At 60.6% G+C, this 12,351-nt stretch carries 14 protein-coding genes; all 14 read right to left on the bottom strand.

The window, feature by feature from the left end; all coding sequences use genetic code 11:
• Positions 1-2 precede the first annotated feature (2 nt).
• Positions 3-2,132 (bottom strand): flagellar biosynthesis protein FlhA, encoded by a 2,130-nt coding sequence (gene flhA / locus VQ575_RS18735; protein ID WP_039593159.1) that lies wholly within the window; start codon positions 2,130-2,132, stop codon positions 3-5.
• 180 nt (positions 2,133-2,312) lie between these two features.
• A complete protein-coding gene (gene flhB / locus VQ575_RS18740; RefSeq protein ID WP_039593079.1) occupies positions 2,313-3,449 on the bottom strand; it encodes a flagellar biosynthesis protein FlhB in 1,137 nt (378 codons plus the stop codon).
• Positions 3,450-3,452: 3 nt separating this feature from the next.
• Positions 3,453-4,229, bottom strand: coding sequence for a flagellar biosynthetic protein FliR (fliR, locus tag VQ575_RS18745; protein WP_196304758.1), 777 nt, complete (start codon positions 4,227-4,229; stop codon positions 3,453-3,455).
• A 10-nt stretch (positions 4,230-4,239) separates the two neighbouring features.
• Positions 4,240-4,509, bottom strand: a complete 270-nt coding sequence (gene fliQ / locus VQ575_RS18750) for a flagellar biosynthesis protein FliQ (RefSeq protein WP_024618176.1) — start codon at positions 4,507-4,509, stop codon at positions 4,240-4,242.
• Positions 4,510-4,532: 23 nt separating this feature from the next.
• Positions 4,533-5,282, bottom strand: coding sequence for a flagellar type III secretion system pore protein FliP (gene fliP / locus VQ575_RS18755; RefSeq protein ID WP_039593081.1), 750 nt, complete (start codon positions 5,280-5,282; stop codon positions 4,533-4,535).
• Positions 5,282-5,719 (bottom strand): flagellar biosynthetic protein FliO, encoded by a 438-nt coding sequence (fliO, locus tag VQ575_RS18760; RefSeq protein ID WP_039593082.1) that lies wholly within the window; start codon positions 5,717-5,719, stop codon positions 5,282-5,284. Before fliO ends, fliP begins: the two co-directional genes overlap by 1 nt.
• Entirely contained in the window at positions 5,720-6,178 is a 459-nt protein-coding gene (fliN, locus tag VQ575_RS18765) for a flagellar motor switch protein FliN (protein ID WP_039593083.1), read from the bottom strand.
• 59 nt (positions 6,179-6,237) lie between these two features.
• Positions 6,238-7,206, bottom strand: coding sequence for a flagellar motor switch protein FliM (gene fliM / locus VQ575_RS18770; RefSeq protein ID WP_003184019.1), 969 nt, complete (start codon positions 7,204-7,206; stop codon positions 6,238-6,240).
• A gap of 9 nt (positions 7,207-7,215) precedes the next feature.
• Positions 7,216-7,719 carry a flagellar basal body-associated protein FliL gene (gene fliL / locus VQ575_RS18775; protein ID WP_039593084.1) on the bottom strand — a complete coding sequence of 168 codons (504 nt, stop codon included), beginning with the start codon at positions 7,717-7,719 and terminating at the stop codon, positions 7,216-7,218.
• Between the two features lie 230 nt (positions 7,720-7,949).
• A complete protein-coding gene (locus VQ575_RS18780; RefSeq protein WP_325918209.1) occupies positions 7,950-9,320 on the bottom strand; it encodes a flagellar hook-length control protein FliK in 1,371 nt (456 codons plus the stop codon).
• Positions 9,321-9,405: 85 nt separating this feature from the next.
• Entirely contained in the window at positions 9,406-9,750 is a 345-nt protein-coding gene (locus VQ575_RS18785; protein WP_039593086.1) for an Hpt domain-containing protein, read from the bottom strand.
• A 31-nt stretch (positions 9,751-9,781) separates the two neighbouring features.
• Complete coding sequence (locus VQ575_RS18790) at positions 9,782-11,488, bottom strand: ATP-binding SpoIIE family protein phosphatase (RefSeq protein ID WP_039593160.1); 1,707 nt, start codon at positions 11,486-11,488, stop codon at positions 9,782-9,784.
• A gap of 5 nt (positions 11,489-11,493) precedes the next feature.
• Entirely contained in the window at positions 11,494-11,799 is a 306-nt protein-coding gene (locus VQ575_RS18795) for an STAS domain-containing protein (protein WP_039593087.1), read from the bottom strand.
• Between the two features lie 100 nt (positions 11,800-11,899).
• Positions 11,900-12,349 (bottom strand): flagellar export protein FliJ, encoded by a 450-nt coding sequence (fliJ, locus tag VQ575_RS18800; RefSeq protein WP_003184033.1) that lies wholly within the window; start codon positions 12,347-12,349, stop codon positions 11,900-11,902.
• Positions 12,350-12,351 lie beyond the last annotated feature (2 nt).

Here is a 12,351-nt window from a genome sequence, read left to right on the forward strand (position 1 = left end):
CCTCAGCCGTTGGGCCCTACTGTCGCAACGATGGTCACTTGCTTGTTGTCCGGTATTTCCTGGTACGCCAGCACATGCAGCCCCGGGACCGCGAGGCGCCCGAATCGCGAGAGCATCGCGCGAATCGGACCGGCCACCAGCAGGATCACCGGTTGGCCTTGCATCTCTTGCCGCTGGGCTGCGTCGATCAGCGAACGCTGCAGCTTCTCGGCCATGCTTGGCTCCAGCAGAACACCCTCTTCCGAGCCTTGTCCTGCCTTCTGCAGACTATTGAGCAATATCTGTTCCAACCTTGGTTCCAGAGTGATCACAGGCAGCTCAGACTCAGTGCCTACAATGCTTTGGACGATTGCGCGGGATACGCCGACCCGCACCGCAGCCACCAGAGCGGCGGTATCTTGACTCTTCGAAGCGTTGTTGGCGATCGCTTCGGCAATGCTGCGGATATCGCGCACCGGCACCTGTTCGGCCAGCAGCGCCTGCAATACCTTGAGCAATTGCGACAGCGAAACCACGCCTGGCACCAGCTCTTCGGCGAGCTTCGGCGAGCCCTTGGCCAGTACTTGCAGCAGTTGCTGGACTTCTTCGTGACCAATCAGCTCGCTGGAATGCTTGTACAGAATCTGGTTCAAGTGGGTCGCCACGACCGTGCTGGCGTCCACCACGGTATAACCGAGGGACTGGGCCTGGGCCCGCTGGCTGATTTCGATCCACACCGCTTCCAGGCCGAAAGCCGGATCCTTGGCGGTAATACCATTGAGCGAACCGTAGACCTGCCCGGGATTGATCGCCAGCTCGCGGTCCGGGTAGATCTCGGCTTCGGCCAGGATCACGCCCATGAGCGTCAAGCGATAGGCGCTCGGCGCCAGGTCGAGGTTGTCGCGGATATGAACGGTGGGCATCAGGAAGCCCAGGTCCTGGGACAGCTTCTTGCGCACGCCCTTGATCCGTGCCAGCAATTGACCACCCTGGTTGCGGTCGACCAATGGAATCAGGCGATAGCCGACTTCCAGGCCGATCATGTCGATCGGGGTTACGTCATCCCAGCCCAGCTCCTTGGTTTCCATGGCGCGGGCCGGCGACGGCAGCAGTTCCTGTTGACGCTTGACCTCTTCCAGCGCCTGGACCTTCTGCACATTCTGCTTTTTCCAGAACAGGTAGGCGGCACCTGCAGCCAAGGCCGCCATGCTCAGGAAAGAAAAGTGCGGCATCCCCGGCACCAGGCCCATCACTGCCATCAGGCCAGCCGCCACGGCAAGGGCCTTGGGCGAGGCGAACATCTGACGGTTGATCTGCTTGCCCATGTCTTCGGAGCCCGAAGCTCGGGTGACCATGATCGCCGCAGCTGTGGATAACAACAGTGATGGCAATTGCGCCACCAAACCGTCACCAATGGTCAGCAAGGCGTAGACCTTGCCGGCGTCGCCGAAGGTCATGCCGTGCTGGAAGATACCGACTGCCATGCCGCCAATCAGGTTGATGAAGAGAATCAGCAGGCCGGCGATGGCGTCGCCGCGGACAAATTTACTGGCACCGTCCATGGACCCGTAGAACTCGGCTTCCTGGGCGACTTCCAGACGGCGCAGCTTGGCTTGGCCCTGGTCGATCAGGCCAGCGTTGAGGTCGGCGTCGATCGCCATCTGCTTACCGGGCATCGCATCGAGAGTGAAACGCGCGCTCACCTCGGAAATACGTCCGGCGCCCTTGGTCACCACGACGAAGTTGATGATCATCAAAATCGCGAAGACCACGATACCGACCACGTAGTTGCCGCCGATCACCACCTCACCGAAGGCCTGGATCACCTTACCGGCGGCGGCGTGGCCCTCGTGGCCATGAATCATCACCACCCGGGTGGATGCCACGTTCAGCGCCAGGCGCAACAGCGTCGCCACCAGCAATATGGTTGGGAAGACGGCGAAATCCAGTGGGCGCAAGGCATATACGCACACCAGCAGCACCACGATCGACAGGGCGAGGTTGAACGTGAAGAACACGTCCAGCAGGAACGGCGGCACCGGCAGCATCATCATGGCGAGCATGACCAGCAGCAACAGCGGCACGCCCACGTTACCCCGGCTGAGGTCTGCTACGTTGCTGCGCGCGGTGCTGAGTAACTGAGAGCGATCCACCAATATTCCCCGTTCCTGTGAAGCAAACTTTTGACGCCCAGAAGGGGCGCAGACGGGGTATTGCAAGAAGCTTTCCAACTTTTGCGGAAGACTTGAACAGAGCGCCTTGGCGCACATCCATCCTGTGGGGGCGAGCCCGCTCGCTCCCACATCGGTCTTTGTGCCAGCAGGAATCAGGAATCAGGAATCGCGGCGCAGATCCGGCGGGATCGGCAGATCCTTGAGCGGCTCCGGACGCTTGCCCTTGCCCGCGCGATGCTGGCGGATCTGGTAGACGTAGGCCAGCACCTGGGCCACGGCCAGGTACAGGCCACCCGGGATTTCCTGGTCCAGTTCGGTGGAGTAGTAGATCGACCGCGCCAAGGCCGGGGATTCGAGCAGCATCACTTCGTTGGCGACGGCGATCTCGCGAATCTTCAGCGCCAGGAAATCGCTGCCCTTGGCCAGCAGGACCGGTGCGTTGCCTTTGTCGGGATCGTACTTGAGCGCGACGGCATAGTGCGTCGGGTTGGTGATGACCACGTCGGCGTCGGGAATCGCCGCCATCATCCGCCGCTGGGAGACCTCGCGCTGCAACTGGCGGATCCGCTGCTTGACCTCCGGCTTGCCCTCCGAGTCCTTGTACTCATCGCGCACTTCCTGTTTGGTCATCATCAGCTTCTGTTTGCTCTGATAGAGCTGGATCGGCACGTCGATGGCGGCGATGAGAATCAGCCCGCACGCCATCCACAAGGTGCTCCAGCCCACCAGCTGCACGCTGTGGACAATGGCTTGCTCAAGCGGCTCGTGGGCGATGCGCAGCAGATCGTCGATATCGGCTTGCAGCACCGTCAGCGCGACGAACAGCACCAGCAGGAACTTCCCCAGCGCCTTCAGCAGCTCCATCACCGCAGTGGTGGAGAACATCCGCTTGAGGCCAGCCGCAGGATTCATTCGACTGAATTTCGGAGCCATGGTCTTGCCGGAGAACAACCATCCCCCCAAGGAAATTGGCCCGAGGAAAGCAGCCAGCAGCAAAAATATCAGTATCGGCTGCATTGAAATAATTGCGATCTTGCCGGAATGCAGCAGGTACTGAGCCATGGCGCCAGGACTCAGCAGCACTTCGCGCGGCAGCGAAAAATTCAGGCGCATGATTTCCAGCAGATCCAACGCCAGCCCGCCGCCATAGATCAGCAGCCCGCCAGCGCCCGCCAGCATGATTGCAAGGGTATTGAGCTCCTTGGAGCGCGCAATTTCCCCCTTGTCCCGGGATTCCTTCTTGCGTTTCTCCGTGGGATCTTCTGTCTTGTCCTGACCACTCTCGCTCTCGGCCATGGTTCAGCGTGCCTGTGCCATGTCGCGCAACAGCTGCAAGGCCTGGGTGGCCAACGGCTGGTACTGGTTAAGAATATCCCCCATGGTGATCCAGAAAATCACCATGCCCAGCACCAGGGTCAGCGGGAAGCCGATGGAGAAGATGTTCAGTTGCGGTGCCGCCCGAGTCATCACGCCAAACGCAATGTTGACCACCAACAGGGCCGTGATCGCCGGCAGTACCAAAAGCATCGCCGCCCCCAGGACCCAGCCGAGCTTGCCGGCAATGTCCCAGAAGTGATTGATCAGCATCGCACTGCCCACCGGCATGGTCGTGAAGCTCTCGGTCAGCACCTCGAACACCACCAAATGCCCATTCATGGCCAAGAACAGCAACGTCACCAACATCGTCAGGAATTGCCCGATGACAGCAGTGTTGACGCCGTTGGTAGGGTCGATCATGGAGGCGAAGGCCATGCCCATCTGAATCGAAATGATCTGCCCGGCCACCACGAATGCCTGGAAGAACAGCTGCAACGAAAACCCCATCAGGGCACCGATGAGAATCTGCTCGGCCACTAGCATCAGCGCGCTGAGGTCAAGGGCGTTGACCGGCGGCATCGGCGGCAGCCCGGGAGCGATGACCACGGTGATTGCCAGGGCCAGATACAAACGCACGCGCCCCGGCACCAGGGTCGTGCCGAAGACCGGCATGCTCATCAGCACCGCGGTGACACGAAACAACGGCAGGATGAACGACGCCACCCAGGTACTGATCTGGGTGTCCGTCAGCGCGAGCATCGACATCAGGTCAACCGATCAACTGCGGAATACTGCCGTACAACTGCAGGATGTATTCCATGAAGGTTTGCACCAGCCAGGGACCGGCAACAATCAGCGTCACCAGCATCACCAGCAGGCGCGGCAGGAAACTCAAAGTCTGTTCGTTGATCTGCGTGGCGGCCTGGAACATCGCTACCAGCAAGCCCACCAGCAGGCTCGGGATCACCAGGATGGCCACCATCACGGTGGTCAGCCAGAGGGCCTCGCGGAACAGGTCTACCGCTACTTCAGGCGTCATATCGTGCTACCCGCGCAAGTGGTCTAAACACCGCCGAAACTGCCCGCCAGGGTGCCGATGATCAACGCCCAGCCATCCACCAAAACGAACAACATGATCTTGAACGGCAAGGAAATGATCAGCGGCGACAGCATCATCATACCCATGGCCATGAGGATACTGGCGACCACCAGGTCGATGATCAGGAACGGGATGAAAATCATGAAACCGATCTGGAACGCGGTCTTGAGTTCAGAGGTCACGAACGCCGGTACCAGGATAGTCAACGGCGCCTGGTCGGGGCTGGCGATGTCGGTGCGCTTGGACAGGCGCATGAACAGCTCCAGGTCGCTGCTGCGAGTCTGGGCGAGCATGAAATCCTTGATCGGCACCTGGGCCCTCGCTACCGCATCCTGGGCGCTGAGGGTTTCCGCCAGATAGGGTTGCAGCGCATCCTGGTTCACCCGGTCGAACACCGGCGCCATGATGAACAGGGTCAGGAACAGTGCCATGCCGGTGAGGATCTGGTTCGATGGCGTCTGTTGCAGGCCGAGGGCCTGGCGCAGGATCGAGAAGACGATGATGATCCGAGTGAAACTGGTCATCAGCATGACGAACGCCGGGATGAAGCTCAGCGCGGTCATGATCAGCAGGATCTGCAAGCTGACCGAGTATTCCTGTGCGCCTTCGGCGTTGGTGCCCAAGGTAATCGCGGGGATCGACAGCGGGTCGGCGGAGAACGCCAGCGGCGCGGCCAGCATCAGGGCCAACGCCAACAGAATGCGCAACGGCATTACTTTTTATCCTTTTGGTCTTTTCCCAGCAGTTCCATGAGCCGTTGGGCAAACTCGGGCGTGGCCTGCTCGGTGGTGGGCACCTGCACCGGCTCCTTGAGGACATGCAATGCAGTGATGCTGCCAGGGCTCAGGCCAAGCAGGATCTGCTCGTTGCCGACCTGCACCAGCACCAGCCGATCACGCGGGCCCAGCGCGCGTGAACCGACGATGTCGATGACCTGCCCTTTACCGGCAGGCCCCGCCTGCTGCACCCGCCGCAGCATCCACGCCAGGAAAAAAATCAACCCGAGCACGACCAGCAGGCCCAGCACCAGTTGCGCCAACTGCCCGGCCACGCCGCTGCCACTCGCCGGCGCAACGGCCGCAGTGGCCACCGGCTCGGCAGCCAACACGCTGAACGGCAGCATCAAGGCTGCGGCGATAAAGCCTTTCATTCAGCGCAGCTTCTTGATGCGTTCGCTCGGGCTGATCACGTCCGTCAGGCGAATGCCGAACTTCTCGTTGACCACCACCACTTCGCCATGGGCGATCAGGGTGCCGTTGACCAGCACATCCAGCGGCTCACCGGCGAGGCGATCCAGCTCGATCACCGAGCCCTGGTTGAGCTGCAGCAGGTTGCGGATGTTGATATCGGTGCTGCCAACTTCCATGGAAATCGACACCGGGATGTCGAGGATCACGTCAAGGTTGGGACCATCGAGGGTCACTTGTTCGTTGCTTTTCGGCACGCTGCCGAACTCTTCCATCTGCAGACGGTTGGAAGCGTGATTACCAGTGTCGGCCGCCAGCAATGCATCGATGTCAGCCTGCCCGGCATCGCCGGTTTCTTCCAGGGCCGCAGCCCATTCATCGGCCAGCGCCTGGTCATCCTGGGTATTCATATCGTCAGCCATCATGTTTCCTCGGCGGGCAAAAATCAGTTAAAAACCAAAACTTAAGAAGTTGACACCGCTCAGCGGCGTTCGATCGGCTCGATCACCTGCAACGCCAGGTTGCCTTTGTGAGAGCCCATTTTGACCTTGAAGGCCGGCACGCCATTGGCGCGCATGATCATGTCTTCCGGCATCTCGACGGGGATGATGTCCCCTGGCTGCATGTGCAGGATGTCCCGCAGTCGCAGCTGGCGCCGGGCGACCGTCGCACCGATCGGCACGTCGACATCCAGCACGTCCTGGCGCAAGGCGTTGATCCAGCGTTCGTCCTGATCGTCGAGGTCCGACTGGAAACCGGCGTCGAGCATTTCGCGCACCGGCTCGATCATCGAATACGGCATGGTCACGTGGAGGTCGCCGCCGCCACCGTCCAGCTCGATATGGAACGTCGAGACGACAATGGCTTCGCTCGGGCCGACGATGTTGGCCATCGCCGGGTTCACCTCCGAGTTGATGTACTCGAAGTTCACTTCCATGATCGCCTGCCAAGCTTCCTTCAAATCGACGAAGGCCTGCTCCAGCACCATGCGCACCACACGCAGTTCGGTCGGTGTGAATTCGCGCCCCTCGATCTTGGCGTGGCGACCGTCACCGCCGAAGAAGTTGTCCACCAACTTGAACACCAGCTTGGCGTCGAGGATGAACAGCGCCGTGCCGCGCAGCGGCTTGATCTTCACCAGGTTGAGACTGGTGGGCACGTACAGAGAGTGGACGTATTCACCAAACTTCATCACCTGCACGCCACCGACGGCCACGTCGGCCGAGCGGCGCAGCATGTTGAACATGCTGATACGGGTGTATCGGGCAAAACGCTCGTTGATCATTTCCAGGGTCGGCATGCGTCCGCGAACGATGCGATCCTGGCTGGTCAGGTCGTAGCTTTTGACGCTGCCCGGTTCAGCAGCGTTTTCGGTCTGCACCAGGCCGTCGTCGACACCATGCAACAGCGCGTCGATTTCGTCCTGGGACAACAAGTCCTGCACGGCCATGTCGTGTTCCTACTGCAATACGAAGTTAGTGAAGAGCAACTGTTCGATCACCACTTTGCCGAGTTCTTTCTGGGCCACTTCCTGCACGCTGGCCGTGGCTTTCTGACGCAGCATTTCCTGGCCGACCGGAGTGGCCAGGGTGTCGAAATTCTGTCCGGAAAAGAGCATGACCAGATTATTGCGAATCAGCGGCATGTGCACGCGCAGCGCTTCCAGATCTGCCTGGTTGCGGCCCTGCAAAGTAATGCTGACCTGCATGTAGCGTTGACGACCGTTCACGGTGTAGTTGGCGACGAAGGCCGGCGCCATGGGTTCGAAAATCGCGGGCTGCTTACCCACCGGGGCCGCTTCCACCACTTCTGCCGGCTTGCTTTGGGCGCTGTGCATGAAATACCAGGTCGCCCCCACAGACACACCCACCGCCAGGAGCAAGCCCACCACGATCAGGATGATCATCTTGAGTTTGCCTTTGGTTGCGGGGTCTTTTACAGCTGCTGCTTCGCTCTTCGCCATGCCAATAATCCGTCACTAATCGGGGGGTTCACTGTTGCATGGCTAGGCAGGAGCAAGTGTTATGCCAGAAGTGTCCGAGCCTGGAATAGCGAGCTGACGCAATCTTTAGGACCGCAGAAACCAGTGTGGGAGCGGGCCTGCTCGCGAACGCAGTGTGTCAGTCAAATTAATGTTAACTGACACACTGCCTTCGCGAGCAAGCCCGCTCCCACAGGGTTTGTTGCGTTGAATCAGGCGTAGAAGTCGACCGCGCTGGTGCCAATCACGCTGGTGGTGCTGGCCGCCACGTCGGCAACGCTGGCCGGCACGTCTTCATCCACCGAATCCACTCGCCCGCCGGAGGACGTGGTGCGCCCAGCCTGTGCCTGCTGCTGGGCTTGCTGGTCCTGGTTCTGCGAGCCACGGGATTGATCCGAGACATTTACATCGACCTGCCCCATGCCCTGCTGGGCGAAGCTATCGCGCAGGCGATGCATCTGGCCTTCGAGGGCTTCGCGCACGCCTGAGTGGGCACTCATGAAGGTGACCTGGGTCTGTTGGTCCGGAATCACGTTCACCCGGATATCCAGGCGCCCGAGTTCGGCCGGTTGCAACTGGATATCGGCCGCCTTTAGATTGGCGCTCGACAAGTACATCACCCGGTTGACCACTTCCTCGGTCCAGCCGCTCTGGTTCATGGCGATGGGCTGGTTGACCGGTACCGCGTTGGCGGTTTTCGGCGTGGCGGCCTGGGTCAGTGCCGCCAGGCGATTGGCAAAGTCGTCCACGCGGGTATCACTGGAAGCGGCCGTCAAATCCTTGAGGCCTTCGCTGATCAGGCCACTGAACGCCTTGTCACCACCCTGGCTGCCAGCACCGGTGCTGTCCTGGTCGGCCTGCACGGTGAGCATGTTCGCCATACCGGCGGCAAAAGTCTGGGCCGACGTTGGCTCGCCATCGAGAGACGCGGGAGCAGCGGCCTTCGGCTGTGCCTGGCTGGAAGCGGACACATGACCACTCTGCTCCATCGCCAACCGCAACGCTGGCAATGCATCGAGCGGATCGGCCTGTGGGTCGAACTCCGGATCAGTCACGGGCGCCGAGGCATTGGCTACCACGCTCGGAACAACGGGAGTCGCCACCGCCGCGGTGACTTGAGCTTCGGTCGCGATGGCCACGGGGGCCGGCTGTACCTCAGCGATGACATCAGTAACCACAGCGCCTGGTAACAACGCTGGGTCGAGCGCCGGATCCACAGGCGCGGCGTCCGCGACAGGCGTTTCAGGCGTCTCGCCATTGGCGTCATCCGTCGTCTTGCCATCAGCGGTAGCCGGCTTGTCGGCGGGCAAGGGTTTGCCGCTATCGGCAACCGCCGGCTCCGGAGCGGCAGCCGTATCACTGTCGGCGTCCTTCTTGACGGTGTTATCGGACGTCTTGTCGCGCACCGGTTTTGCCGAGGGCTCAGGCACCGTCGGTGATTTGACAGGTGCCTGCTTGGCGAAGACCTGCGCGAAGCTGGAGGCTTTATTCCCGGCGTCCGGGCCTGCTGCCAGTGGATTGACGGCGGCCTGCGGCTTGGCCTGGGCAGTGGCCTGGAGCAGTGTATTTGGCGTAACGGGCATAAAATGGTCTCCGCTGCACTGGAATCATAGATGCAGTCGGACATGACAATGCAAGGGACGGGCCAACGCGCCGGGCGGCACGATTTCAGCAGTGAAAGCCCTCGCGCTCCTCCCGGCAAAGGGTGCGCACGTGTGCGAACTCACTATCGATTTCGTTGACCAGGCTTTCGATACCGCGCAACGACGGCTGCTTGGCACGCTGCTCCAGCTCACCGCACAGCTCGGCGAGGCGGATGGCGCCCATATTGCTGCTGCTGCCTTTGAAGCTATGGGCAGTGGCACTCAGCATTTCGGCATCCCTCGCCTCGTGCAATACACGAAGGCGTGCCTCGGAATCCTTGAGAAAGGTATCCAGCAGTTCCGGATATCCGTCCTCCATGACTTCCTTCAACGTACTGAGCACGTCGAGATCCAGATGAATTTCGCTCACTTGTTCGCTCCCTGATCAAGAATGGCCCCGATTATGACAGAGCCTCCCAGAAAAACTCCACGCGCGCATTGCGACCATCGTCTGACCAGGAGGCCTGATGGCAGAGTTGGCGCACCAGGCTTACGCCGCGCCCTGACAATCGGTCCCGGTCCAGCGGCCGTGCCAGCACCTTGGCGACATCAAAACCTTTGCCGCTGTCTTCGACTTCGATGACCAACCGGCCACCATCGCCCTGAGGCGTGACGTGCAGATGCACCCGAACGTGACCGTCACCCAGCTCGTCCAGGCGCGCATTGCGCTCTTGGTAATAACGAGCAAAACCCGTCGCATCACGCTTCAGGCTTGAATCGAGCCCCAGCACCCCGTGTTCCAGGGCGTTGGAATAAAGCTCCGACAACACATTGTACAACGCACCGCTTTGCGCCCTCAGCCCATGGACCTCCAGCAATAATTGCAGCAGGTACGGCATCGGATTGAAGCGCTTGAGCGTCTGTGCGCGAAACTCGAAGCTCACCGACCAATCCAGTGGGCTGGACTGGCCGCTATCGGAATAGACCGGCGGTGGCGGGTTGAGTTGCGTCGGCGCGACCAACCGCACCTCGACCATGCTGAAGTCGTCACGCGCCTCACCGCGAAAATCCCGCAGGGCCTGCTGAATATCCTCGAAGAGACGGTCAGGTTCGCGGTTGGCCGAGAACACCTGCTGCAACCGCTCCACGCCAAACGGCTGGTCGTCGCGATCGCTGGTCTCGATCACCCCGTCGGACAGCAGGAACACCCGATCGCCCACCGATAGCGGATGGACTTCGGTGCGATCGTCGAACAACTGGGGCGTCAGCACACCCAGCGGCAAATGCCGCGCCGGCAGCGGCGTACGTACACCGCTGAGGCTGTCGTGCAGATAGCCGTCGGGCATGCCGCCATTCCAGACTTCCACGGTGCAGCGCTGGAAACTCATGCTCAGCAGCGTCGCACAACAGAACATGTCCACCGGCAGGATGCGCTTGAGCTTGGCGTTCATCTCCCGCAGGATTTGCGCCAGGCCGTAGCCCTTGGCCGTCATCCCGTAGAACACCTCAGCCAGCGGCATCGCCCCGACCGCCGCCGGCAAGCCGTGCCCGGTGAAATCGCCGAGCAGGATATGCATGTCGCCGGCCGGGTTGAACGCAGCCAGCAGCAAGTCGCCATTGAACAAGGCATAGGGCGACTGCAGGTAACGGATATTGGGCGCGCTCAGGCAACCAGAGTGGGCGATCTTGTCGAACACGGCCTTGGCGACGCGCTGTTCGTTGAGCAGGTAGTCGTGGTGCCGGGCGATCTGGTCGCGCTGCTCGACCACCGTCGCCTGTAACCGACGCAAGCGGTCCATGGCTTTGATTTTCGCAGCCAGGATGACTTGGTTATAGGGTTTGGCCAGGAAATCATCGCCCCCGGCCTCCAGGCAACGGGCCAGCCCTTCGCTTTCGGTCAACGAGGTGAGAAAAATGATCGGGACCAGTTGGTCCCCGGCCAATTGCTTGATCTTCTGGGCCGCTTCGAAGCCATCCATGACGGGCATCATCGCGTCCATCAGCACGAGGTGCGGACGTTGTTGCGAATAGACCTCGACCGCCTCGGCGCCATTGGCCGCCGTGAGCACCTGGTGCCCCTGTCGACGGACAATGGTCGACAACAGCAGTCGGTCAGCGGCACTGTCTTCGGCAATCAGGATCGTCAGCGGCTCCGGTGACGATTGCATGGCGATCAACTGATATCGAACAGCTTGTCGAAATTCGAAATCGCAAGGATCTTCTTGACGTCGCTGCTGCTGTTGACGACGCGGATATCCGATTCATCGCCGCCGGCATGATCACGCAACAGCAGGAGCATGCCCAAGGCGGAGCTGTCGAGGTACGTGGCTTCTTTCAAATCAACCACGATCGACTCGGGTTTCATATTGAGCTTTTCATAAGACTCACGAAACTCCTGGTGACGGCCAAAATCGAAGCGACCCTTGATCGAGATCGTCAGTTTTTGCCCATCAGGAGACACTTCGGTAACGACAGACATATTCACTTCCTTGTCGTGGACATACGTGTACAAGGTTTAGCACCTGGTAGAGGTCTGAGCAAGGTTTGAAATCGCCAACCCGACAACTCTACCGCCTCTATCAATACGGATCCTGGCGCGGCAGGCGCTGGGACAGTTCATCCAGCAGTTTCTGCTCGCGCTTATCCTCCAATTGCCGCGCCTCGTCGATGTAACGCTGTACAAGCTTGCGCAACCCTTCGACGCGGGCGAACGCTTCCTGCCAACTCTGGCGAGCTTTTTCCAGATTGTTCTGATGCCAGACCAGGCTTTGACGCTGTTGGTCGATGGCGGTACCCAACTGCGCTAGGAACCCTTGGTAACCCAACAGCCACTGGCCGGAAACCCCGTGGCTGCCACGGGCGATCCACTGCTCCTGGTATTCGAGCCGGAAATTCTCAAGGTCCGCCAACTTGCTTTCGGCAACCGCCACTTGCCCCTGGAAATACGCCAACCGCTGGACGGCGGTCTTCTCGGCCTTTTCCGCCATGTCCACCACTGGCGCCAGGCGCGCCGCACGACTCGTGGCCATGA

This window comes from Pseudomonas frederiksbergensis, from assembly GCF_035751725.1.
GTDB lineage: Bacteria > Pseudomonadota > Gammaproteobacteria > Pseudomonadales > Pseudomonadaceae > Aquipseudomonas > Aquipseudomonas frederiksbergensis_A.

Bases quoted from the DNA above. Each gene is read 5' to 3' on its own strand.
- flhB (WP_039593079.1), bottom strand. From the start codon at position 3,449: ATGGCCGAGAGCGAGAGTGGTCAGGACAAGACAGAAGATCCCACGGAG.
- fliR (WP_196304758.1), bottom strand. From the start codon at position 4,229: ATGCTCGCGCTGACGGACACCCAGATCAGTACCTGGGTGGCGTCGTTC.
- fliQ (WP_024618176.1), bottom strand. From the start codon at position 4,509: ATGACGCCTGAAGTAGCGGTAGACCTGTTCCGCGAGGCCCTCTGGCTG.
- fliP (WP_039593081.1), bottom strand. From the start codon at position 5,282: ATGCCGTTGCGCATTCTGTTGGCGTTGGCCCTGATGCTGGCCGCGCCG.
- fliO (WP_039593082.1), bottom strand. From the start codon at position 5,719: ATGAAAGGCTTTATCGCCGCAGCCTTGATGCTGCCGTTCAGCGTGTTG.
- fliN (WP_039593083.1), bottom strand. From the start codon at position 6,178: ATGGCTGACGATATGAATACCCAGGATGACCAGGCGCTGGCCGATGAA.
- fliM (WP_003184019.1), bottom strand. From the start codon at position 7,206: ATGGCCGTGCAGGACTTGTTGTCCCAGGACGAAATCGACGCGCTGTTG.
- fliL (WP_039593084.1), bottom strand. From the start codon at position 7,719: ATGGCGAAGAGCGAAGCAGCAGCTGTAAAAGACCCCGCAACCAAAGGC.
- VQ575_RS18780 (WP_325918209.1), bottom strand. From the start codon at position 9,320: ATGCCCGTTACGCCAAATACACTGCTCCAGGCCACTGCCCAGGCCAAG.
- VQ575_RS18790 (WP_039593160.1), bottom strand. From the start codon at position 11,488: ATGCAATCGTCACCGGAGCCGCTGACGATCCTGATTGCCGAAGACAGT.
- VQ575_RS18795 (WP_039593087.1), bottom strand. From the start codon at position 11,799: ATGTCTGTCGTTACCGAAGTGTCTCCTGATGGGCAAAAACTGACGATC.
- fliJ (WP_003184033.1), bottom strand. From the start codon at position 12,349: ATGGCCACGAGTCGTGCGGCGCGCCTGGCGCCAGTGGTGGACATGGCG.